Source organism: Paenibacillus sp. FSL A5-0031, assembly GCF_001956295.1.
GTDB lineage: Bacteria > Bacillota > Bacilli > Paenibacillales > Paenibacillaceae > Pristimantibacillus.
Window position 1 is genome coordinate 39,965 of the sequence record NZ_MRTD01000004.1, and the last position, 25,967, is coordinate 65,931.

At 43.5% G+C, this 25,967-nt stretch carries 14 protein-coding genes; 2 read left to right on the forward strand and 12 right to left on the reverse strand.

Annotated features, from left to right (window positions below):
• Positions 1–34: 34 nt before the first annotated feature.
• The gene (locus BK120_RS08645) at positions 35–1,411 is read right to left on the reverse strand and encodes an ABC transporter substrate-binding protein (protein ID WP_076267102.1); all 1,377 of its coding nucleotides are present in this window, start codon (positions 1,409–1,411) and stop codon (positions 35–37) included.
• A gap of 157 nt (positions 1,412–1,568) precedes the next feature.
• Between BK120_RS08645 and BK120_RS08650 the strand changes: the two genes are divergently transcribed.
• Positions 1,569–3,386 carry a sensor histidine kinase gene (locus BK120_RS08650; protein WP_076267103.1) on the forward strand — a complete coding sequence of 606 codons (1,818 nt, stop codon included), beginning with the start codon at positions 1,569–1,571 and terminating at the stop codon, positions 3,384–3,386.
• A gap of 40 nt (positions 3,387–3,426) precedes the next feature.
• The gene (locus tag BK120_RS08655) at positions 3,427–4,980 is read left to right on the forward strand and encodes a response regulator (protein ID WP_076267104.1); all 1,554 of its coding nucleotides are present in this window, start codon (positions 3,427–3,429) and stop codon (positions 4,978–4,980) included.
• Between the two features lie 163 nt (positions 4,981–5,143).
• Here BK120_RS08655 and BK120_RS08660 read toward each other — a convergent pair whose 3' ends face one another.
• The 11 genes from BK120_RS08660 to BK120_RS08710 form a co-directional block, all read right to left on the reverse strand.
• Complete coding sequence (locus BK120_RS08660) at positions 5,144–7,513, reverse strand: S-layer homology domain-containing protein (protein WP_076267105.1); 2,370 nt, start codon at positions 7,511–7,513, stop codon at positions 5,144–5,146.
• A 44-nt stretch (positions 7,514–7,557) separates the two neighbouring features.
• Positions 7,558–9,180, reverse strand: coding sequence for an extracellular solute-binding protein (locus BK120_RS08665; RefSeq protein WP_076267106.1), 1,623 nt, complete (start codon positions 9,178–9,180; stop codon positions 7,558–7,560).
• Between the two features lie 31 nt (positions 9,181–9,211).
• Positions 9,212–10,102 (reverse strand): carbohydrate ABC transporter permease, encoded by an 891-nt coding sequence (locus BK120_RS08670; protein WP_076267107.1) that lies wholly within the window; start codon positions 10,100–10,102, stop codon positions 9,212–9,214.
• A 33-nt stretch (positions 10,103–10,135) separates the two neighbouring features.
• Positions 10,136–11,062, reverse strand: a complete 927-nt coding sequence (locus tag BK120_RS08675; protein WP_076267108.1) for an ABC transporter permease — start codon at positions 11,060–11,062, stop codon at positions 10,136–10,138.
• 244 nt (positions 11,063–11,306) lie between these two features.
• A complete protein-coding gene (locus BK120_RS08680) occupies positions 11,307–12,311 on the reverse strand; it encodes an N-acetylglucosamine kinase (RefSeq protein WP_076267109.1) in 1,005 nt (334 codons plus the stop codon).
• 18 nt (positions 12,312–12,329) lie between these two features.
• Positions 12,330–13,334, reverse strand: coding sequence for a LacI family DNA-binding transcriptional regulator (locus tag BK120_RS08685; RefSeq protein WP_305953880.1), 1,005 nt, complete (start codon positions 13,332–13,334; stop codon positions 12,330–12,332).
• Between the two features lie 130 nt (positions 13,335–13,464).
• On the reverse strand, positions 13,465–15,693 hold the full coding sequence (locus BK120_RS08690; RefSeq protein WP_076267111.1) for a family 10 glycosylhydrolase: 2,229 nt from the start codon (positions 15,691–15,693) through the stop codon (positions 13,465–13,467).
• Positions 15,694–16,210: 517 nt separating this feature from the next.
• Positions 16,211–17,425, reverse strand: a complete 1,215-nt coding sequence (gene fdhA / locus BK120_RS08695) for a formaldehyde dehydrogenase, glutathione-independent (RefSeq protein WP_076267112.1) — start codon at positions 17,423–17,425, stop codon at positions 16,211–16,213.
• A gap of 91 nt (positions 17,426–17,516) precedes the next feature.
• A complete protein-coding gene (locus BK120_RS08700; RefSeq protein ID WP_076267113.1) occupies positions 17,517–18,449 on the reverse strand; it encodes an NHL repeat-containing protein in 933 nt (310 codons plus the stop codon).
• 320 nt (positions 18,450–18,769) lie between these two features.
• A complete protein-coding gene (locus tag BK120_RS08705; protein WP_083681757.1) occupies positions 18,770–19,810 on the reverse strand; it encodes an S-layer homology domain-containing protein in 1,041 nt (346 codons plus the stop codon).
• 329 nt (positions 19,811–20,139) lie between these two features.
• The gene (locus BK120_RS08710; protein ID WP_076267115.1) at positions 20,140–25,830 is read right to left on the reverse strand and encodes an Ig-like domain-containing protein; all 5,691 of its coding nucleotides are present in this window, start codon (positions 25,828–25,830) and stop codon (positions 20,140–20,142) included.
• Positions 25,831–25,967: the final 137 nt, after the last annotated feature.

Below are 25,967 nucleotides of genomic sequence, written 5' to 3' on the forward strand. Positions count from 1 at the left end.
ATTTGCTTTTCCTATCGACTATTTCTAGCAAGCTTTACTTGAAGCTTGGATCACCCTTGGCTTTGGCGTTCTTCACTAATTCTTTCTGTTCCGCTTCTTGCACCTGCTCAGGAGTTTTCGCGCCTGCTACTAAATCCTGAAGGAAGGCTGGATAATCCCCAGCTGCATATTGAGTAATGCCACTTGAAGGACTGACACCAACTGGACCGGCTCTCCCTTCTTCTGCAAGCTTCTGAGCATCAAGCTCGGCAGGTGTCAGTAGCGTATTCGTAACCCCTTTAATCGTAGGTATACCACCCTCAGCACCGAAATATATATTCTGAGTCTCTACGGATTCAAAGTAGTTGACGAACTTCTGTGCTGCTTCTTGCTTACTTCCTTTTACTACATACACTGCACTTGGCGGGAAAATCCCGGCCATATTCTTGCCTGTATCATTAAAGGGAATTAGGAATGATCCGATATCATTGACTTGATCTGGGAATTTCGTGGAAATGTCGCTCATGACCCAAGTAGCCATCGGATACATAGCTGCATCTCCATTTGTCAGAGCTTTCTGTGCATTATCATACGTATCGGATAAAAAGTCTTTGTTTACATAACCTTTATCAACAACATCCTTAAGGAACGTAATGCCTTGTCTCTTGGCAGTAAAATCGGACATCGTTCCTTTATTCGTATATGCATTATTTGTTATTTCCTGCAGGTTATCCTGTGCTGCACCGGATTGAAGTGATGGAATTTGCAAGGTCCACGCATCTTTGGCCGACAAATACACCGGAACCTTCCCCGCTTTACTAACCGCCTCAGATAAGGCCCAGAATTCTTCCATTGTGGTTGGGATTTGCAAATTCAAGCTTTCAAAAACCTTTTTGTTATATAGCATAACTGCCATATTTGATCCCCCGAAAGGAGCAGCATAGAAGGTCCCCGACGAAGCAAATGCATCTATCCATATATCCTTGTTGAAGTTAGCCATCCAGGGTTGATCGTCTTGCGGAACGAACTGCTCCTCTGGCTTACCTAAGCCGTCGCTTTCTTTAACAGCTGGATAGAAGAACAATAAATCCGGCTTGTCATTCGTAGCAAATCGAGTTTTGATTAGATTATCTCCATCAGTACCCTCTGGAAGCTTCTCGATTTCTAAAGTGAAGCCCATTTTTTCAGATGCATCCTTCAGTACAGCTTCCATACCGCCCTTTAACCAGCTCGTGTGCATAAGTGCTTTTAATGTGACCTTTTCTATCGGTGCTGATGGTGATGCATTTTCTGTAGTTGGAGCAGCAGTGCTCTCCGATGGCGTATTCGTTGCATTACCGTTATTCTTCGCTCCTGCACAAGCTGCTAAAACAAGCAAGGTAAGAACCATTACCATCCATAACAGCGTTCTCTTTGTGGTGAGACCCCTCATGTTCATTCCTCCAAATTTGTGATGTAAATGCTTACAAAACCAATGTTATGTTTTTTGCTTCTTATCGTAAATGGCGAATTTGAAAGTACTAGGGGAAATATTTCACACTGGCCAAGGCTGCATTTTTAATGTGTTATACTGAACGGGGAGGTCGTCTATGCTGTCTTTCAAAAATTTACAAACGAAATTATATGTGACTTATTCGCTTGTCCTCATCGTCATTGCACTCATTATCAGCACTCCGATGTATGTATATTTGAAAAATAATATTGAAACCAATTTAAAAGAAAATGTGGACAAGCTTGTAAGCGGTTACTCCAATGCTCTGGATGTTTATTCCACCATTAATAACAACGTAACCACCCAGCTATATATTAATCGTGACAATTCCAGCTATACTGCCGTCCAATATTTAAGCTCTATCGCCTATCTCAAAAATACGAGTCCCACCGAAACGTTACAGTCCGAAAAGGCCATTCAAAACTCCCTTTACTTGAATGCTGCCGTCTATCAAACGATTCATAGGATTAATTTGTTTACGTCAAAAGGTGATTTCTACTCAACTAACGAAGCTGACGTAGATATTATGCAAACCATCCTTGCGAATGATGGATTTAAGAATGTTCAAGCTGCGAAGGGCTCTTCCTTATTGAATTTTTCGGAGAAGGACAGATGGCTATCCCGTGATTCCGAAGCCGTCTTTTCATTTCTGCGTCAGATCAGCTGGGACTCGCATCCCGTTGGTTTTCTTGAAATCCAATTCAAAGCCTCCGATTTATTGCATGTAGAGGAATTAGATTCGAAGCAGGATAAACAAATTATGATTGTACAAGCGGGCCAGGTTCTTTATTCGACTACTCCCCTTCCTACAGAAACCTCTTCCCACAAGCTATCTGCTATCCTTAATAAGGTTGGCATAGCAAGTGCAGGGAACGGGTTCATGACTAATGAACAGGGAATAGATGAATTTTTCATGTACCAGACCTCTGAGAAAACAGGCATAACCATTGTGGCCATTATTCCGAAATCCCAATTATTTGCGCCTTTGCTCTTATTTCGTAATGTCACGATCATAAGCGTTCTACTCCTTATTGCCATCTCGGTTTTTGTTTACTTTATTCTCGCCAAAATTTTAACGCATCCTCTTAAAAAGCTAAAAAAAGCGATTGATTCTATTAATTTAGGTGAAACCAATCAAGCCTTTATTGAAAATAAATTTCATATGGGTGAAATCGAAATTATTAACCGTTCCTTTCTAGCCTTGAACCAGCGTTTACAAGATAGTCTTGAGGAGACTGTTCAATTCCGAACCTTGCAAATGCAAGCAAAATTCGATGTGCTTCAAGCTCATATCAATCCTCATTTTTTATTTAATATGTTAGGTGTCATTACCGTTTTATCAGATAGAGGCCAGCAAAAGGCTGTATCGGACACAAGTAGAAAACTTTCTCAATTCTTACGATATTCGATTTCCTCCGGCTCGTCGATCACAACCGTATGTGAGGAGCTAGAATTCGCACAGCATTATTTGGATCTATTAAAATCTCGCTATCAACACCGGCTACATTATGATATAGAAGTTCCTGAATGGCTTTTAAATATTCAAATTCCCAAATTAATGATTCAGCCTATTATAGAAAACGCCATTCAGCATGGTTTATCGGATAGCGATAAGCAATTGAAAATTCAAATTATCGGTAAAATAATTGAAAATAAGTGGGAGATACGAATCAGTGATAATGGTGTCGGGTTTGACCCTGCTTCTTTGGAAACGTTGAAGCACAACATTCAAGGCTATCTTGAACGCATTCAAAATAATCAAACATTAAACGAGCCTATTTCAATTGGAGGAATGGGCCTAGTGAATACGATTGCTAGACTTCAGCTCATGTTCAAGGAGCAATATCAATTCTCCTTCGGCAATAACGAGGATTGCGGAGCCTATGTATGTTTCCATGGCTACATCAAACTTTAACATAAGTTCCCTAACGTATCATGTAATGGAGGCGGCTGCCATGAGGATTATGATTGTTGATGATGAACCCTTCTACATGGATCATCTTAAAGAAGTAATTGAAAACAGCGACTTTAGCAAAAGAGAGCAGACCCAGATTGTCGCCCAATGTATTAGCGCTAGCCAGGCACTGGAAGCCATACCGACCGTTCAACCCCATTTAATCTTTACCGACATTAAGATGCAGCTCATGAACGGGATCGAGTTTGCAGCCATCATTCGGCAAAATTGGCCTCATATCATCGTCGTAATCGTGAGCGGTTACTCATCCTTTGAATATGCCCGGGATGCCATTCGGGCCAATGTGGAGGATTACCTCGTCAAGCCGGTTGATCCTACAATTATCGAACAATTATTAGATAAGACGAACACACGCATCAGCATGGAATCCTATCTTCAGCAGCAATCTTTATTAAATGAATTGCTCGAAAACAAGAGTATAGAGGGAAGTATCCAAACCACTTTACAGCAGTGCTTTCCATTCTCTAGCTATTATGTGTTTTGCTTCAACAAACCTTCACCTTTACAAGACATGGAACGATCTCCTTCTCTGACGGAGCAAGAAATTCACAACAAATTATCGTCAAATCCTTTATTGCTAAAGAACGAGAAGGCTTGGATCATTTCAAGAAATGATTTCAAAAGGGGATTTATTATCCTCGGATTATATCAATGCGGCGACCAGAGGATTAAACAACTTGCTGAGGAAATTGTACTGATAATTGGCGATTCAGGCAGTCACCCTTCCATCGCCGTTAGCCGAAGCTTTAACGATATCAGGCAGCTTCACCAGGTTGCGAACCAGCTTCACGATGAGCTGTACCATCAACTGGTCATTGGACAATCCAAGACGATCTTTTTATCTGAGCAACAACCCACTTTAGAAAAACTCAATCTGCTCCTAAGCAGCACCGATGAGAAGAAAATTGTTATTGCGGTGGATAAAAAGGATTGGAAGCTGTTAAAAAAAATTATTTTCCATTGGTTTGAGCAGTGGGAAGAGCACTCCTGTCCGAACCTCTATATACAAAGAAATGGCAAGCAAATGGTTCAATGGTTAGAAAAGCATTTCCGCACATTAGAACCCCTCACAAGTATCACAACGGAGAAAGAAATGGAGGAAATCATTGAATCCGCCTACTCCTATTCAAATGCTGCTGAGGATATCTGGAACTTGCTATCGCATATTTTCCGATTTGAAGACCATGACCCCGCCAGTAACAAAGGAGTCCGATTAATTGAACAAATCTCCGACTATTTATCCGCAAATTTGAGCGAAACAATTTCAATGACTCATATTATGGATCGATTTCAAATTTCGAGCACCCATTTAGGAAATCTATTTCGCAAGCATCATGGGGAAACCTTTGTCGAATATTTAACTACTCTCCGCATTAATAAAGCGAAGGAGCTCATGCGAATTCATCCAGAGATGCCTCTAAAAGAAATTTCTGAAATTACAGGTTATACAGATCGGCACTATTTCACCAAAGTATTTAAGCTCGTTACAGGTAAATCCCCGACAGATTATAAAGATCAGCTCCTTCAGGAATAGGAGTTCGAGATTTAGGAATTATCCTCCTAATCAGATTTTATAAGTATTAAGACAGACTAAAGCGCCAGCGTTCCATTTCAAACCTAGAAAAAAGAAAAGAACTTCTTACACCCGCTCCCAGCGGAGCGTCTAAGAAGTTCCGATCTATACAACATGGTTTTTGCTACTTTCCTTCATCACCTGCGATAACATGAACATTAGTGAATACTGCCTTATTATCACTTGTACTAGCTGGATTGCTGAGTGCCAAGCCTATATAGGCATCATCATTCATAATCGTTTCAAAACTGCTGACTACCGTCCAGTCCATTCCATTATCTGAAATTGAACCGGTAAATACATTGCCGCTGCGATTCAGCTTAAGCCACAATGGCGGACTCCCATCCATCGTTTGATCGACGGTGCCTCCCCCTTCATTTTCCCGATATTGAAAGGTAGCTCCATTAACTGGGGTAACCATCATGTCTACATGCTTGGCGTCCACGTCCAGCGTCTCACGAATCATCAAGCCTGCTTTGGCCCACTCACTCATTTCTTCCATTACAGTCACTTGCGCTATAATCTCCCCATCCCCGTGCAATGGCTTATAAATATAATTCAATAGATCATTATTTCCCCAAATATCGGTTGAACTTCCTGTTAACGTGAATGTCTCGTCCGCTGCATTATAGGATGCATCGCCAGACTTCAACCCGATATTTCTAGCTTTCCAAGGCTGTGGAAGAACAGCATCATAATCATGCTCCACAGGCGGCTCCCAGCCTGCAGTTGGCCAAGCTCTTCTCGCATCGATTGCCTTAAGCACATTCCAATCCCAAGCGCCATAATTAAAGTAAGAGAGATGTGTAATTGCAGAAAAGTTCTCTCGAATTCCGCCATACACCGCTTGATATTCGTCATCCGTCCAATTGTCATCGAGCGTCGGCACGATCGCTACTCCAGAACCGACAAGAAACGATGTATCGGATAAAATCCCGTTCTTATCATAGACCCATTCCTCATCGAATCCCCAATCATCGAAATAAGCCATCGGAGCGACAAAATTTACTGCATCCTTGAACTTCGAAGCATTTTGGCCAACCTCTACGAATTCCGGAGGCAAAATGAAAACGCCCAGCTCCATGCCCGCTTTAATCTCATCGATATCCTCACGAACATCCTGCACATAGCCGCCGATTTGATCCGTTCTCCATTCATTCCATTCATTCCTGCGAGTAGAATCTTCATCAAAGTTAATCTCAAGCGGCGAATATCCGTATATGCTCTCGTATAGGTTAACCGTGTAGCTGCTTACATCCATATTGTAATTATCGAATCTTAACCAATCGAGAACAACGCCATCTATATCATAATTGCTTACGACCTCTTCAATAATCGAGCGCTCATAAGCTTGAACATCGGGATGGATCGGGTTGACGAAATACTCGCTGCCATTCGAGCCAGTATAAGGAACTGCACTACCGTCTACTAAAGCGTGCATCTGCCAGCTAGGATCCTTATGAAAGGCTGCCTGATCATGGAACTGAGGAATCCATGCACGAACCTCGATACCCTTCAGATGCGCCTGCGTGATCACTTGGGAAAGAGCATCAAAGCTCTCATAGCCATCGGCTATGGGGGCGATCGCACTGTTGTAAAATACATGGCCTGAAGGCACTTCATCGTCTTCGTCCTGCTTGACACTCATATTAATAATATCCACATTGTACTTAACGGCTTGCTCAACAAAGTCCGCTACGTCACTTGCACTCCGAAACTGGTTAACCGTTCGCACCGTGATCTCGGTTTTGAAAGGCGCATTCTCTTCTTTAACTGGCGAGGTTACTCCCCCGTTGCCGTTCCCTCCAGTATTGCCGCCGTTATTACCGTTCCCACCAACATTCCCGTTTTCCGGTTTGATGGGAAGCTGACTTAATTTAACTTGCAGCGAGCGATCCAGGATAACCACCAACTCCGCACGTGTCAATGGATTCAAAGGCTTAAATATGTTTGTAGAATTATAGCCGCGCATTATTCCGTGAATGACCACATTACTAATAGCTTCCTTGGCCCATTCGGCAAATTGTTCACTATCCGAAAACTCCATCATCGCTGCATTTTTGTCCACTTGCAATTGAAGCAACCGATTTATGACGACAGCCGCTTGCTGCCTTGTAATGAACTCTCGAGGCGCGAATTGCTTTGCACTCTTGCCGCTGATATAACCCGCTGCGACAGCCCTTGCAACATCTTGATACAACCAACTATGCTTAGGCACATCTTGGAAGGTCAGCTCCGATTCATTCGTGAATTGAAAGGATCGATTAACAAGCGCTACAAATTCGGCTCTTGTTAAAAGCTGATTCGGCTGAATTGAACCATCCCCGTAGCCTTTCAACCAACCCTTATCCATCCATTCTGTTAATTCCTTATTAGCCCAATGATTGACAATATCCCGTTCCGATTCTGCCTCTGCTGCAAAGCTAAATGAAGTGAATAACATACTAAAAATGAGCATTAATGCAACGATCCTATATGATTTTAATTGACTCATGCTCCGGCCCCCCTAATGTAGATCTGGGTTACACCTTGCTCCAATCAATATTCGGCATTAATTTTCTTAACATTCGCCTGCCATTTCTCGGTTTTAAATTCAAGCAGCCGCTCCAGCCCTGCTTTTTCTGCGTCATTTGCTGTTTTCTCCATGATGGATGCGACCTCATCATCAGATTTAGCAAATACCATATTTGCAAAGGCTACTGTGAAAATATCTGAGATTTGCTGTGAGATAATGCCGAGCTCTGAATCAGGCAGCGGATCCACATTGACGAATTCGGTAATGTCCTTCGATGTCACCCAAGTGACAGAGCTTTGCGCTATCGTCTCCCATGATCTTAGCTTCTCCGACAAGGCCATCTCCAAGCTTACCTTGGCTTTATCGATAAAGGTCGTGTTGCCCGCCCAGTTGAAATCTTCGAATTTTCTCATCGTTTCCGAACGCTTATTGACGTCCCCACTTTTATAGTTTTCATTCGGAATTGGCGATCCGTCCTCATTTTGCTCATCCCAATAAAGGCCTTGCGGTCCGAAGAATAGAACCTTCTGTCCTTCAGGTCCAGTAAGCCAGTCATAATAAGCGAAGATTGCTTCGGGATCTTTGGCTTCGGTCGTAATAACGTTGACATTCCATCCTAAGCTTTCAAATCCACTCACAAAAATATTCTTTTTGTCCAATCCAGCTTTATGAATCGGCCAAATAATTTCGTAACCACCGTCTGGTTTAACCTTAGTCAATTCACGATGCCCTTCTGCTCCGTAAGTTGTAATATTCGATTCGACCATAACAGCCACTCGGCCAGTGTTCACTTTTTCTTTGACTGCATCCTGGGTTTGTGTAATAGCATCTTGGGTAATCAATCTCTCTCGGAATAGCTTGCTAATATACTTCATCGTTTCCTGAAATGCAGAATCCTCATAGATCGAGACTAGCTTGTCGCCTTCCGGATAACCTCTCATGCCGATGAATTTGCTAGTTACACCTTCTTTGAAGCCTCCGTACAACAATTCCAAGCCTGCGCCTTTCTCCCCAACTTCAAGCGGTACAACATCTGGGTACGTGTCTCTGACTTTAATTAAGTAATTGTATAGATCATCGAATGTTTCCAGCTTCGGCCTGCCAAGTTCATTATAAATTTCTATGTTTACCATCCATCCGCCGTTCCCAAAGGTTCCCGATGTATACCAATTTGGAATTTGATAGATTTTCCCATCCTCGGAACGAAGCAGATTGAGCGTAGATTCCTTCACATACTTTTTGAAATTGGGATACTTATCGTAATACTCATCAAGCGGCACAAGCTTACGTGCTTGAACCAAGCGATCGACTGTCGCACCGCGATCCGTAAATATGACATCTGGCAAATCGTCAGAGACAATCATCGTGTTCAGCTTCTCTACCGATGCGCCGCCAGATTGAATCGGCTTAACGGTAACTTTCTTGTTGTCCAGAATCCATTTGGTTGCTTCGTTATCCGCCCAAGGTGCCGTAGTTAACCAATCATAATGACCATAAAATGAAAATGTTACCGGCTTTGGACCGTCGTTTCCTCCTGAATTATCCGGGTTGTTCGATACTTGCGGCCCATTGTTGTTGTTTGAACAAGCAGCCAGAAAAACCATCAGGACAATCAATAACGACACCCATCTCAATCTTGTATTCATTTTTTCCCCTACCTTCTTTTTTTTATTGGGACTATCCCTTTATCGAACCGATCAATACCCCTTTGACAAAATATTTCTGCAGGAAAGGGTAGGTCAGAATGATGGGAATAGTAGCAACCATCATCGTAGCCATCAGAAGAGACTTTGTCGTTATGCTTCGGTTTCTGTTGATATGTTCCATTGCAATTGCATTGCCGGACGACATTTCTGTCATAATATTCGAATTCATAATTTGCCTTAATAAGGTCTGAATGGGCAATAGCTCATCCTTGGAAATATAGATGGCACCGGTAAACCAATCATTCCAATGACCCACCGCCGTAAATAAACCGATGGTAGCTATAATTGGACCCGATATAGGTACAACAATTCGAAAGAAGATTCCATAATTGCTGCATCCATCGATCTTCGCGGATTCTTCCAGACCATCGGGAAGCGCGGAGAAAAAGGTACGGAAAATGATCATATGATAAACACTGATCAATCCCGGAATAATCATGACCCAGAACGTATTCATCAATCCAAGGTTTCGCACCAGCAGGAAGGTCGGAATTAATCCGCCGCTGAAAAACATCGTTACAATGAAGAAAATCATATAGTAGTTCCGTAGCTGTAGATCTCTCTTAGACATCCCGTATGCCAGCAGCGACGTAACGAATACGGACAGAATTGTGCCAATCACTGTACGCATCACCGAGATCCAGAAGGAATTCAACAATCGAGTATCCTTGAATACAACATTATAATTTTCAAGTGTAAATGCCCTCGGCCAGATTGTAACTCCGCCAAGTGCCGTATCTCTTCCTTCATTAAAGGAAATAACTAGAGAGTTCCAGAAAGGATAGAACATCACGATTCCCAAAATGACCAGGCTTGCATATATCAAAGCCTGAAATACTTTATCGCCCGTGCTAAGCCTCATGCTTGCATTCCCCCCTTTATATTGCAAAATGAATTACCAAAGACTAACTCCCGCCCTGCGTGCCACTCTATTGGCTATTAGCAGTAAGACAACACTAATAATAGATTTGAACAAACCAACAGCTGTCGCGTAAGAGAACCTTGAATTTTGAATGCCGACTCGATAAACATAGGTATCTATGACATCTGAATATTCTCTGAGAATTGGATTGGAGGCTAGCAATAGAATATCTTCAAATCCAGCACTAAGGATCCCGCCAATGGCCAATATCATGAAGATGATAATAACCGGCGTTATACATGGAAGTGTCACTAAATACATTTGCTTAAATCGGCTCGCTCCATCTATAGATGCTGCTTCATACAGCGTTGGATCTACACCTGCAATAGCGGCTAGGTATACAATGCTTGCAAACCCAACCTCCTTCCACACGTTGACGCTTACTAGAATCGACCAAAAGTACTCAGGGATGGATAGAAAATTTATGGGATGCTCTATGAGATCCATTTTTGCGAGAAGAATGTTCACTGTACCGTTATCAACCGATAACAATGAGACGACGAATCCGGATACGATGACCCAGGATAAAAAATAAGGCAGGTAGCTAACCGTTTGAATGATGCGCTTAAACGCCATATTTCGAATCTCATTAAGCATGAGAGCCAAAATAATCGGTGCAGGGAAAGAAATGAGCAGCTTTAAAAAACTAATAGCTATCGTGTTGCGCAGCACATTAAAAAATTCCGGAGCATTAAAAAATAGCCTAAAATTAGTCCATCCCACCCACCGACTATCCCAAATCCCTGCGAAAATGTCATATTGCTGAAAAGCCATTAACACCCCATACATCGGAATATAACTAAATACAAATACGAAAATGATTCCGGGTAAAACCATTGATTGAAGATCCCATTGTTTCATAAATAGGCTGCGTCTAGTTGGCTTTGAGTTGATTTTCATTCGCCTTTTGCTCCTTTGCCAAGATTAAATTAATCAGACAACATAGGTATTTAATATCTCTTGAGTTGCTAGATCGAACCACTGCTACCTGCTGCTGCAGCAGCTCATCCTTCCTATAGGAATAGTTCTAACAATATAATGGAACCGCTTTCAGCATACGAAAAATTCAATGGCACCAAATCTGATCAGGAGCATAGCTGGCATGATTCGATTACAGATAATTCCCACTCACTATAATTATTTTTTACATCGTTTTTTGAACATTTTGAATATTTCGAATATTTTTTAGCTTAAATTCGGTTAAGCTATTCATAATATCGGGTGAAACCTCCACACCACTGCTCTCCATGGCTAGAATGAGAGCACCAACCGCCGGCTCCGTATTTAAAATAGTAATCGAACAACGCGGCGCTGCTTGCTTAGCCTTTCGTTCAATAATACTCCGCAGCAGCCCGTCCTGGTCGCCGCGTGTCAATATACTGCCTGCCAAGACAATATCGAATTTCTCCTCGTTCATAGCTAATCGATTGATGGTTGCTGCGGCCGCTAAGCCTAATTCTTCGCCCTGCTTTACCAAGATACGCCTCGCTACTTCATCCCCTTGCTGCACGGCATCGAACAACAATCTTGCAACTTCGACAGGCAAATAGTTGGAGTAATCAAGGAAATTATCCCTTAACGCCTCAACGCTTTCATACCCTAATTTATTTATTAGCAAATTCGATAAGCTCGTTTCTTCCTCTCTTCCCTCCCAGGCACGCATTACGCTGCGGAATACCTCTATACTCAAATCTTGCCCTCCACCAAAGTCACCGAACATATAGCCGAATCCCCCACATTGAAAGGATTCGCCTTTTCTGTTCATTCCTGAGCAATTCACTCCTGTTCCACAGATGAGAACAACACCAAATGGCTGATTCGTTCCTGCTCGAAGCGCTATTGTTGTATCACACGAAATATTTGTATTCGGAAGATTCATCTTCTGAATGATTGGCCTTAAGATGCGATAGTCGCTTTCTCTGTCCGCACCAGCTAAGCCAAACCAAGCAAATTCGATTTGATCAACGTTTAATTGGGCTTGCCTTAATGCATCTGAGACTGCACTACGCAGGCTTGCTTCCGCTTGATCACGATTGGTTTGGTGATTGCCGTTTCCCCCTCTTCCTACACTCAGAATGGTTCCCTCAGAATTAGCGACGAGGGCATAGGTTTTACTTCCCCCTGCATCAATACCCATATAATATTTCAAGTAAATCGTCACTCCTATTTATATTGAGTTATTTTTTCTCAAGTAGGCCGTTGATTCTCTAATTAATAATTGGGGTGTCAGCTTGGTGATCGTCGTTTCCTGAATCGTGCCGTTAATATGCTTCAGGAGCAGTTCAACTCCGATAGTGCCTAATTGTGCTTCAGGTTGCCTGACGGTCGTTAATCTTGGGAAAAACCCAGCAGCCAGCACCTGATCATCATAACCTACGACTGAAATATCATGAGGAACACTTAACCCTTCTTCACTTAGAGCATGGATAACCCCAAGTGCAATGAAGTCATCTGCTGCGAATATGGCCGTCGGCAGGCTATCATCCCTGATCCATTTCTTAGCTACTTTGTAACCATCACTTACCGTAAACTGGCTATACTCAATAGCAAAAGGGGTTAGCCCTGCTTCGGATAAGGCTTGCAAGTACCCCCTTCTTCGCTCCTTAACGCTCAAGAACAGCGTTGGTCCCCCAATATGGGCAATCTCCGTATGACCTAGATCTATCAAGTGTTTCGTTGCCTCATACCCACCTAAATAATTGTCAACAACCACACTCGATACATCCTCATGCTCTTCTTGATTATCCAGTAGAACGAAAGGAATATTTTTTCTTTTCAACTCGGCGATATAGCTTTCTTCTTCAATCGGGGAGAGGACAATAATGCCATCTACCCTGTCCTTCTGAAATAAGAAATTGCTGGTGTCCCCTTCCCCCTCATTTTCCGAAATAGACAAGGTTAGAAAGTAGCCTTGCTCTGCTAATTTCCGATTAGCAGCCTTAATCACTCTATCGTAAAAAGAATCGTTAAGATTCATAATGGTCATGCCAATAATTCCGGTCTTTCCTCGAATTAAGCTTTGGGCAGCGGAATTGGGCTGATAATTCATTTCTTCCATCGCCTTTAATACCTTCTCCCTGTTCTTTTCACGAACAGACGGTGCATTATTGATGACTCGAGAAACCGTCACAACAGATAAACCGGATTTTTTTGCCACATCATGTATATTCACTGTAATGTTGTTCTCCTTTTAGTAAGTATTAAAGTTAAATCCTTTTAATTTCAATGTGATGCTAGCATCCATCCAGCATTGTGTCAATCCTGGATGGATGCTAAGCGTTGTGTATCCTATAAATAACTCCTTAACGCACAATCTTGACCTCATTGAACAATGCCTGATTGGAGGTAGAACTGCCTGGATTGCTTAGAGCGAGCCCAATGTAAGCTCCGCTGTTCATGGTCAACGTGCGTCTGCCAACCTCTGTCCAGCTAACCCCGTTGGAGGAGATATAGCCAATGAATTGATTGTTTATTCGCTCCAGCTTAACCCAGCGCGGCAAGGATGCGGCAGTTACGGTGTCCGTAGTTATGCCTCCAGCTGCCTGCCTGTATTGAAACGATGCTCCATTGCTAGGGGTGATAAGCATGTCGACATGCTTCGCATTGGCACCCAAAGTCTCACGAATCATGACTCCCGCTTTTGCCCATCCGTTCATATTTGTCATATTTGAAACCTTAGCGATAATCGATCCATTACCGGTTAAAGGAAGATAAGCATATCGCATTTTGTCTGCGGTTCCCCATATATCAGTGTCTCTGCTCGATAAAGTATAAGTTCCTGACTGAAAATGGGCAGCTCCTGTAGTCGAGTTAATATCCGTGGTTTTCCACAGTACAGGCAAAGCGCCGCTAAGCGAGACATGATCGATTAGCGCTTGACTATTGGCCGAGCTGCTCGAATTGCTCAGTGCCAAACCTATATACACATTGCTGCCCATTGCGATTGATGCGCTGCTCACTGCGGTCCAGTTTTCCCCGTCTGTAGATATCGAGCCTGTGAACTGATTGCCGCTGCGCTCCAGCATTATCCACGACGGAGGAGCTTCAGCTATAATATGATCGACCGTGTTCCCTTGGGTAGCTGCGCGGTATTGAAATGCGGCTCCATTCACAGGAGTTACGATCATGTCCGCATGTTTAGCATCCACAGCAAGCGATTCACGGATCATTAAGCCTGCTTTCGCCCAACCGTCCATATTATTCATTCCTGCAACCCTAGCAACAATCGCTCCATCCCCTTGCAGAGATTGATAGATGTAGTTTAATTTATCCTCATTGCCCCATATATCCGATGCGTTGCCTGACAATGTGAAGACCCCGCCGCTATAGCTAGCACTACCTGGCTTAAAGCCAATATTTCTTGCCTTCCATTCCGTTGGAATATTCGCTGCATAGTCTTGTGCAACAGGCCAGGTCCTACGCGAATTAATATCGCTTAGCACGTTCTCATCCCAAGCTCCATAGGAGAAGAAGGAGAGATGAGTCACTTGTGGAAAGTGATCTCTAATACCGCCATATACCTCCTGATATTCATTCACTGTCCAATCGTTATCCAGTGTTGGAACAATCGTTACTCCAGAACCAGCAAGCGACGATGTATCTGACAAAATCCCATTGGCGCCATAGACCCATTCCGTATCAAATTCCCAATCATCAAAATAAGCCATTGGTGCAACAAAATCAATCGCATCCTTGAACTTCGCAACATTTTGACCAACCTCTGTGAATTCCGGCGGCAAAATATAAACACCGAGCTCCATATCTGCATTTATCTGATCAATGTCTTCACGAACGTCCTGCACATAGCCGCCGATTTGATCCGTTCTCCATTCATTCCATTCATTCCTGCGATTAGAATCCACATTAAAGTTAATATCGAGTGGAGAATATCCGTATATACTCTCGTATAGGTTAACCGTGTAGCTGCTTACATCCATGTTGTAATCGTCAAATCTCAACCAATCGAGTACTACGCCATCTATATCATAGTTGCTTACAACCTCTTCAATTATCGAGCGCTCATAGGCTTGAACATCGGGATGGATCGGGTTGACGAAATACTCACTGCCATTCGAGCCTGTAAAAGGAACTACATTACCGTCAACGAAAGCGTGCATTTGCCAGCTTGGATCCTTAAGAAATGCTGCTTGATCATGGAACTGGGGAATCCATGCACGGACCTCGATACCCTGCTGATGCGCCTGCGTGATCACATGCGAAAGCGCGTCGAAATTCTCATAGCCGGCGGCAATCGGGGCAATCGCACTGTTATAGAATACATGACCAGAAGGCACCTCATCATCTTCATCCTGCTTTACGTTCATGCTAATAATATCTACATTGTACTGAACAGATTTTTGAATGAATGCGGTTACGTCGGCGACATTTCTAAATTGGTTAACGGTCCGTACAATGATCTCGGTTCCGAACGGTGCTTGTTGGATTGCCTGAACTCCCAATGAATGAGTAGGAAATAGGACACTAACAAATAACACAAACACCAGCAATTTCAATCCTTTAGTTTTAATCACCCTAACATCTCCACCTTTTTTATCAAAAGTTTAAAGCATTTAACTTTCAGGCTAAAAAAAATGCTAAAACCGTGAGATTACATATTGAGCGACTAACTGTTTGTTGATTAAGTCCTAATAATGGTTTGTTTATTCAAGTTGTTATTCAATCCATTGCAAACATTCCAAAAGTTTAAAGCTTTTAACTTTAGCTAGATATTATCATTCAATTGGAAATACGTCAATAACTGGAAGAAAAAATATTGTTCTTCCGTGCAAGCGATTCAGTACTGTACTGACCCACATTCAGGAGGTAAATCAGGTGCCTCGCGTTTATCCGATCGCGTTCGTAGAGGGCAGAAAAGGAATAAGGGATCAGAAAAAGGAAAAGAACTCCTTACCCTCGCCCCTAGCGGAGCATGCAAGAAGTTCCTAACGAAATATTGGAGTTAAAGCATCTACTTGTTCAACCTAAGCTTCTTCAACAACATAACAATGCATGCTGCAAACCAATACGTATTATAAAACAGTGACTACATTATTTAACGACGCCATGGGGATCTATAACAAATTTCCGGGAAACGCCGCGATCAAAATCTTGATAAGCTTTTGGAGCCTCATTTAATGATATAAGCGTGGCATTCACGGCTTTAGCAATTTGTGCACGGCCGCTCATGATTGCCATCATTAATTCTCTGTTGTATTTCATAACTGGCGTTTGGCCTGTCACAAACGTGTGGGACTTCGCCCAACCGAGACCAAAACGAATTTTCAATGTTCCAATTTTAGAATCCTCATCCACAGCACCTGGATCCCCTGTTACATAAAGTCCCGGAATTCCTAAGCTGCCGCCTGCACGAGTAACTTCCATAATGGAGTTCAATACCGTTGCTGGCGCCTCGCCATGCCCCTTCCCATGCCCATGCGCTTCAAAACCAACACAATCTATCGCTGAATCTACTTCAGGAGATCCCAAAATTTGATCAATTTGTCCGGCCAAATCACCATTCTCACGCAGATTAATCGTCTCACAACCAAAGCTTTTTGCTTGGGCAAGACGCTCTGCATTTAAATCACCGACGATAACAACCGCTGCCCCTAGCAATTGAGCAGAGTGCGCTGCGGCAAGACCTACCGGACCTGCACCGGCAACATATACCGTTGATCCTGGGCGAACCCCAGCACTAACCGCACCATGATAACCTGTTGGGAAAATATCGGAGAGCATCGTTAAATCCAGAATTTTTTCCATTGCTTTCTCTTTATCATGGAACTTCAATAACTGAAAGTCAGCATAGGGAACCATGACATATTCGGATTGTCCGCCCACCCATCCGCCCATATCCACATAACCATAAGCAGAACCAGGACGGTCTGGATTGACATTTAAACATATATTTGTATTACGTTCTTTACAACTGCGACAACGTCCGCAGGCAATATTAAAAGGAACAGAGACCAAGTCGCCCTTTTTTATAAACTCGACATCACGGCCAACTTCAATAACTTCACCTGTTATCTCATGACCTAAGATAAGACCGGATGGAGCCGTTGTCCTTCCTCTAACCATGTGCTGATCGCTTCCGCAAATATTCGTTGTAATCACTTTCAGAATAACCCCATGCTCACATTTACGTCCTACATTTAATGGATTGACACCGGGTCCATCCTTCAATACCAAGTCTGGATAAGCGGTGTCTCGTACCTCAACACTTCCTGGTTTACTATAAACAACTGCTTTATTTCCAGACATGTTCTCATCTCCATTTACTAGATTATTTAATTACAGTTTAGATGCTTTATCAGCCTGTATGCCTAAATAATGAAGATTGTTTACCACGAAATTATGCAAGTGTAAGCTTAGTTATACGTCCATCGAAAATCCATTCCGCAACATAGACAGAACCTTTGGAATCCACACAAATACCATGTGGTGAACTAAATTTATTATCCCTGTAGTAAGACTTAGGCAAATTCGGCCAGCCTGCTTGTTTGTAAGCCTGCTGATCTTCACCTAAATGACAGATCAACCGATCATTTTTGTCGAAGATCGTAATCCGACTGTTTAAGTCTGGGAAGAAGAGATCGTCCCCGTGATAATAGAAGCTGCAGGGCTGATCCATATCATCGATGATGACTCTTTTGAAATCGCCCTGTAGAGTGAAGACTTGAATCCGATGATTGCCACGATCAGCTACATAAACTTCTTCTATCCCACTGCGAATATCAATCGAAATACCATGCGGGCAGTTCAACTGTCCTAATTCCGTACCTTTCCCACCCCACGAACGGATATATTCTCCTGCTGCTGTATATTGATGAATCCAGCTTTGTCCATAACCATCGGATACATAAATATCACCATTTGCCGAAACGGCTACGTCTGTAGGGACATATTTAAGCTCCTCGTTATAAATATCAGGACGATCAGGTGTTCCCAATGTCAATAAGTGCTTTCCGCTCAAATCCATTTTCACAACATTACCGCGAGCTGTGTCTGTGATATAAAGGTATTCGCTATTTTGCTCCTTATGAAGATAAAATCCGTGTGCGCCACCCTCGAACTCTTCGCCCCAAGCCGCTTGAAACTCCCCGTTCTGATCAAATTTAAAAATAGAGGGTTTTCCTGTATGAAAGACATAAACATTATCCTGTTGGTCTACGACGATTCCATGTGTATAGCCAAACTCCAAGTGAGCAGGAAGCTTTGCCCAGCCTTGAACAAGATCGTAGCTGCGTGCCGTATTTCCTAATTGCGGTGTTTTGTTTGTGATCATATTTAAATCCTCTTTTCCTTAGTTGAGTGATTAACTTTTTTGTTAGCAAACGCTATCATGAATTGGCTCATCATTTGATTTAAGATCAGCTTCTACCCGCCCGCGAATCAACAAATGATAGTGTTGTCTGATATGATAAACTCCCAACCTCTATTAGTCTTTGAACTAACGAGACTTAATTTTGCACTATATGGACATTTAGATGAAAAAACGAAGATTTTGATCATTGGCTTCTTCAATAAAAGAAGAAGGGAAGGCTTTTCTGCCTCCCCTCTGTTCCAACTACTTTGGCCCTGAATTATACCTTTTCCGCTTCACTATTAATTTGCTTTTTCTTTATGTTCCAACATCCCCAAGATCATGATCACTGCTTCCGCTCTCGTGGCGTTCTCATTCGGTGCGAAGAGGTTCTTCCCGCGGCCTTTAATGAGATTCACTTCATACGCTGCGGAAACAGAGGGTCTTGCCCAATCAGCTACTTTGTCCGCATCGGCAAAAGATAACTTAGCATTCGGATCAACTTTGAGCTTTAGTGCACGAACGATCATTACCGTCATTTCAGCGCGGGTAATATTACGTGCCGGACGGAAGGTGTTATTGTCATAGCCTTTCAAAATGCCTGCTTCTATCGTTTGTGAGATGGAAGGTCTAGCCCATGCCGGAATTTTATTAAGATCCGTGAAAGGCAGATCTCTTTCTACGCCTTCTAGTTTCAATGCACGGCTCATCATGACGGCGAATTCACTTCGTGTGGTTTGTGCGTTCGGCCGGAATGTACCATCAGTAAAGCCCGCGATGAATCCTAACTTAACCGCTTCTTCGATAGACAATTTCGCCCAGTGACTGGAAATATCGGTAAACCCATTGGCATTAGTTCCTGTATCGTTTTTCACAACAGCTTTCACGCTGGAACGACTTGAAACGACCGTGGACTCTATTTCGGAATTTACGAGTTTCATGCTTGAAAGTGTAATTTCGACTGATCCCACAGCAATCGCCTTAAAGGTTAGTGTGGCTAGAGCCACATTTCCTTTTTTGCCTGCTTTTTCTCCTATTTGTGTATGAGCTAACTGAATCGTATTTCCTTTCAAAATCGGTTTTACTGCGAACCCGTCCTTTCCGAGGTCCGCGCTCACAAACTGAAGTCGTTTCGAATCGTAAGTTAAATTAATTTCATAAGCGTACAAATCAATAACATTTGTTCCATTCACTTTGACCTGAAAGGTTTGGTTCACCTTTGGACTAGCATTGGCAATGGATAACGAGTAGGCTTGCTCTTTCGCTGCAAACGCAGCTTTCGGAGGAACACAAGATATACACAGGAATAAAGCCAAACTGTACAAAAGTAATTTACGAATCATTATTGAATCATCCTTTCGATAGTTGAATGGCTATTCGCTCACTGTTTACTACCTCAGTATATGTTGATAACCTCACCATACTAAACATTAAAAAATGAATAAAACATCAAAATCAATAGACTCGACGCACCAAAAAATAAAGAAACTCTAAAAAGAGAATACTATTCAAGCTCTACATATAGTTAAGGCACGGCTCAGAATGATTGAGCCGTGCCTTCTCTGTTTTCACCGAACATAGCAGTCGACTTATTTATTAGTAAAGAGAATCATAGTGACCACTTTCGCCCATGTTGCAAACTTAATAATCTTCCTTTCTAGGTTTATAAAGGTCATTCCAAAATCTTTCTAGCAATCGCCGCAAGATCCAGAATATCGATAACGCCATTACGGTCAAAGTCTGCGGACTTGAACTGATTCCAATCTGGGTGCTTTTCATCCATACCATAATGAGCCGCTGCGATAGCGAGATCGGCGATCGAGTACTTGTTATCGTTGTTCGAGTCTCCTGGCAATACAGGAACCGTCATTACCTCAACGTGTACAGACGCTGGAATTGCTAGACTTTCATTTCCTTCCGCGTCGCCTAAAACGGCGCTTGTTACCGATATCGACCCGCTTGCGTTCTGCGAGACTTGCTTAGCTATAAATTTCAGCTCTACGATTTCTGCATCACCCTTGATCGCATTGTCCATTCCAAGACTAGCGACTAGCAAACGTATTTGTCCAGGAGCTGGTATCTCCTGTACATAGACACTAATTCCTTCATGAATGGCAACCGCCTCTTTGAATTCATAGAGACTGGAGTCATACTGGAGCAGCACATCCTGACCCAGCACCGGATTTTGTACTTCCTTCAGACCATATTTCAACGAGAACGGCTCGCCCTTCATAACGGAAGACGGTCCAGAAAGCTTCACAGCTGTTTGCTGCTCGTCACGCTTTGTCACATGAACCTGCGCCGTCACCGTTTTTCCGCCATAAGTTGCGCTCAACGTCGTGCTTCCTTCCCCTACCCCGGTCACCATTCCTTTGTTATCTACAGTGGCAATCTTCCGGTCCTCTGTCGTGAATATGGCTAGTGAGGTGACATCCTTCACCACTCCGGATTCGCTGTATGTCGATGTGACGACCGTTTGGTGCGTATCGCCTACGGTCAGGCTGTAGGACGGTTTGTTCAGGCTGAGCGTAAACAATTGTTGAACCTCAGCTACTCTAATCGTAGCTTTTGGTTCCACCGATGATCCTTCTACCGTTCCTTTAACGGTAATCACGCCCGCTTGGGCTACCATTTCTGCCGTAATTGGTGACCACACAACATCCGCGAGTCCAGTCGTTCCGTCGTTGTACACGGCTTCAACCTGTGCGGGAAGTGTGGGAATTACGCCTTGATCCGTATCTACGGCAACCGATTTATAATCCACGATTGTTTTTTCGAATGGTGCCTCTGCAGCGAATACTTCAAATTCTGTAAGTCCTAGCTCACCCTGTTCAGCAGGGGATGAGTTCGAATATTTATTGTCCGGGTCTATTGTGAATTTAATCCAGCTCGTCAAAATCGGCTCGTCAAAGATGACTACGTTATCGGGTTTGCCGTCCCACTTTATATTCTGAACCTTCCGGCTGCCGCCTTCCCATTCCAGAACCCCTTCCCCGATCTCATTGATTTTGTGACCGCGGTCAACTAGATTCACCTTACCGATTGTGTACGGAGCATCAAATTCCAATCGAATCCATGGAGCCTTGGTGTTGTCGCTTGGAGATGACGCCCAGCTTGTCGATTTGTCGCCGTCGATCGCTTTCGTGCCCACGTACCGGGCATCATCGAATCTGACCGACACGACTGAGACCTTGGCTGACCGAGCTAAATTCTCGCCGACCGCAGTAATTGCCATAGGGCTGCTAATTTGAGTTATCCCATCCAATGTGACCTTAACAGTAACATTCGCTTTAAATCCATTGCCGATATCACCCTTCACAACGATCGTATTGCTGCCTTCGACAACGGACAACCTTCCATCGCTGAATTGATATTCGACTACAGCCCTAGATAAATCAGCCTGTGTACCCGTGTTTAACCTTCCCTCTAAAGTCCCTATAATCGGTTCATTCAATCTTATGGAGCTGTTATTTAGAGATAGCTTCACTTCTCTCAGAAAAGGAGCTGAATGTATGTTACCGTCAGCGTCAACATCCACATAGAAGAAATCGCTAGCGCTATTGCTGCCAAGCCTTGCGGTTACATTGATCTTCGCCTTGCCTTCTGCCACGGCTGTAATCACCCCATCTGCGCCAACAGCTGCAACGGAGGGGTTTTCACTTGTGATCGTAATTTTTGCATCGGTAAGGTCCAGAGGTTCTCCTAAGAAGGAAAAACCTTCTACATTAACCGTTACCGTTTTGTTATCCACACCGACCTTCGGTGCAAGCTTAATGTTCCCAAGTGCTGTTAAATCTCCTGATGAGAATACCTTAACCTCCAGCACATCAATCGGGCTTCCTCCTTGACCGCCGCCTGGAAAGGATACTCTTACAAAACGCCCCTGTGCGTCGGGTTTGCTCGGATCAAGCGGATAGTTGTAATACAAGCCCTCTTGCTCCCAAGCATACAAGGTTGTATTGCTTTTTGGAACGGCCAGTGTATTTCTCGATGTCGGCAATCCACCGCCAGACAATGTATTAGTTTCATTGCCTGCTATCCAATTTGTTCCGTCAACGCTATACTCAATCTTTACCTTGTTCGGCACGTTGTAGTAAGTAACGTTGTCGGCATTTGGCATATGGTGGTTGAAGAAGATATTAACGCGGTTAAGCTTTTGCAGTTTGCCCAAATCATACGTGATGCTTGGATTTGCGTCGCTTGCCGGCGCTACCCATTTTGAGAGATTGCCGCCGGTGGAATCGTTGAGTATGCCATCAGATAATGTTCCGGCGTTACCGCTGTCGCTTGTAACTGTCGGTATAATTCCAGCTGCGACGTTTGCATCCGGGATAAGTGTAATGTAGTTACGCGTCGATGTATAAGTCTTTCCGTCTACAGTGATGTCAGCCCAGTAGCTGTACATCGTAGGAGTAGAAATTTTACCTGTAAATTGCATGGTGTTGCCATTCACAATGAACGGTACTTGATCGGCCGGCACTTCAGTTACTATGATTTTACCTGTAGAGTTATCGCGTTTACCGTCAACGGTTGCATAATGGTACTTGATAGTTGTGCCGCCCAGAATATCAACCGTACCGCCCTTTTCTGTAAAGCCCTGGAATGTCACAGCAAGGTCTTGATTGGTGGAGAATTGACCCCAGAATAAAGCGCCTTCTGTGAGCATATTCACACCAACAAGCGGAAGTGCAGCTGAAATCGCACCTCCCGATACCTTTACAGGATAGGTATCGGTCTTAACCTGAGGAGCGTTCACACCATCATCATAGGTTGCCGTAACTGTGATGGTAGCTGTACCGTCACCGACAGCTGTTACCAAACCTGTGGCCTGGTCTACAGTTGCTACGCTTGTCTTGTCGCTTGTGTAGTGAAGTGTAGCGGCCGCGAATAAATTGCTGTAGTTATTCATATAGCTCTCTGCTCTAAGTTTCAATTTGTTTGATTCCGTTTGGCTGCTGAACAATTTAACGCTTGTCATTTTGTATTTTCTTGCAGCGTTTTTTGTTGTAATTTTTATGATTGTATCAATAGGGTCTGCAACAACTTGTGATGTATCAATTGTAATGTAATATTTATTATTCTTTTCTTGCGTCGTGAATGGCAGTGAAACACCCTTGTTCAGCCACTCGACCTTGTCAACCGGGTAATCGAAGGGGCCAATTCCGCTCATCGAGGCTTGGCCGGTAAATCCGGTCTTGCTCACGCCGGAAATTAGGTTTTTAATCATGTGCATATAGACATACTGGTCACGGGACATAGCGTAACCCCAATCAGGACCCTGACCGTGGGAGATAGCCTTCTGCGGGTCGGTATGCCAGCCTGATTTAATGGTGTAATCCATCGTATATGGCAAGGTGCCGGACATGGACTCCCGCAGGTCCGGACTGCCGGCATTTGCCATCCATTTTGCAATGGAGCTGCGCATACCTAGCGCATTCTGTGATTCAATAGGCACCATTGAGAAGATATTTGCGTTATCCAAATTACTAAACAGGTTATCCATACCGCGGGTTCTACCAATGGACTGGTCATAATTCATGACATAACCGTGTCCATATTGGTTCAAGATTTCCTTTGTTAACTCAATCCAATTGTCTCGTTCGTTGCCTTTTGCGTATTGGGCCCAGATATCGAGTGCAGTTGTAAATGGATCGTTCCATTCCTCATGGGCAACTTTTTTCGTTTGTGGCAAAATACCGTTTATCCAGCCACCGTTGGTGTAAGGTTCACTGTGCCAGAATGGACGCTCGTGAAGGGTAATATCTTGGTCACCGGTTTGTGCATCAGGGTTTGCATTAATTAATACACGGTCGTTATAGTTGCGTGCAGAGCTCCACGCCACGTCAACATTGCCAGTGCCCTGAGGATTACCATCGGCAAAGACATACCAAGGGTTGTATCTTGCTACCAACCCTTGGATATCACTTTCTATAATGTCTCTACCTTCGTACTGTGACGACAAGTACACACCGAACTTCATGCCGTAACGCTCTGCAGCCTGCTTTGCCTGCATCACTCTGTCTTTGACATGCCAGTTGTCGTCATCAGATTTGTACAAAGCGTTGTATTTATACATTTTGTTACTGTCGCTTGGAGTTAAGTTTGCGTTGGGTGACGGCCAGTAGTAAATGGTGTTTTGCACGGTTTCTGTCGAAAGCATGGTCATTCCCAATTCTTTAGCTGCCTGTGCCCACGCGTCAAAGTTATAGTTTGGGTCATAAAGGTTCGGATAGGTGCCTGTAGTGTGTGACAGCGCTGACATCTTGCCCTCAATAAACCAATCCACCGGGTTTTCCTTGACCGTTATCGTATATTGCTGCGTTGCAATAGAACCTTGAGCGTCCGTCGCCTTCACTGTGAAGGTGTAATCCTTCTGTGATGTGCCTTGAGCGCCGTCTGCAACCTTACCTTCAATGTGACCGCCTTCTGCTAATGTCAGACCGGGCGGCAACTGACCATCGGCAATTTCCCAGGTGTAGCCGGGATTTCCACCCGCAGCCTGGAATGCAAAGGGAGATGCCTGCGGGGCATCAGATGATGTATTCAGTTTGTCGTCAATTTTCCCAGCCATCCATACATATGGATTTTCATCGTAAGCGTATGGTAGTGTGTTTGACGGATAGTCGTTTGCCGGAACATTTGCATTGCGGTCATCAAATGCAGTTTTATCAATAGCAAGGCCCTGTGTCACAATTTTCAGTTGGTTGTCTGTTACGTTTGGTCCCGTTACGGAATAGGTGAGACCTAAAATTTCATTTCCGTTGTTGTCGGAGAGTCTTGTGTAAAAACCGAGGAAATTCTTGTTCGTACTGGGGTTTTTGTGCTGAATTTCAATGAGAAGCTTGTTCCAACCTTGTTTTAAAGCAATTGGATATTTGGTGCCGTTCTTGTTCACACGAGATGCGGCTTGGGTTTGTTGTCCACTAAGCGTTTCGTTGGCGAATAGTTTATACACACCCGAACCACCAACCTGCCACTGAACCGTTTGCGCTTTGGGGCTGTAAACATAGGTCCCTGCAACAACCCACTTGTTGACTGTGTCCTGTCCCTGCTTGACATCAAAATAACCCATTAGGTCATTGTAATCATCATAGTTGCGGTTGAAGATACGATCATCGAAATATTGCCAGGTAGATGTTTCCGAGCTGTTCGGATCGACAAAAGACTCGCCAATGACAGGAACGATGTTTCCAAGAGGCTGCTCGTTGGTAAAAGGACCGGAAACCGCCCATTGGTTCAAGTAAGGCGCGGTTCCGTTCGTTCGAGCCGCGTCCACTTGATTTGTATTCATATACGTGAACGATGAAACCATTATAGTGGTTGCTAATAATAAAGAAGAAAATCGTTTCAGTTTTTTTCTCACTGGATTATTCCTCCATTAAAGTTTTTTAGAAACAGACTCTTTATTAGTCGTTTGGTCCGACATGATACCGCTTTCACGAAAACTTATCTATTCACAACGCAGAAATGAATACAAAGTATATCTCCTTTCTATCACAC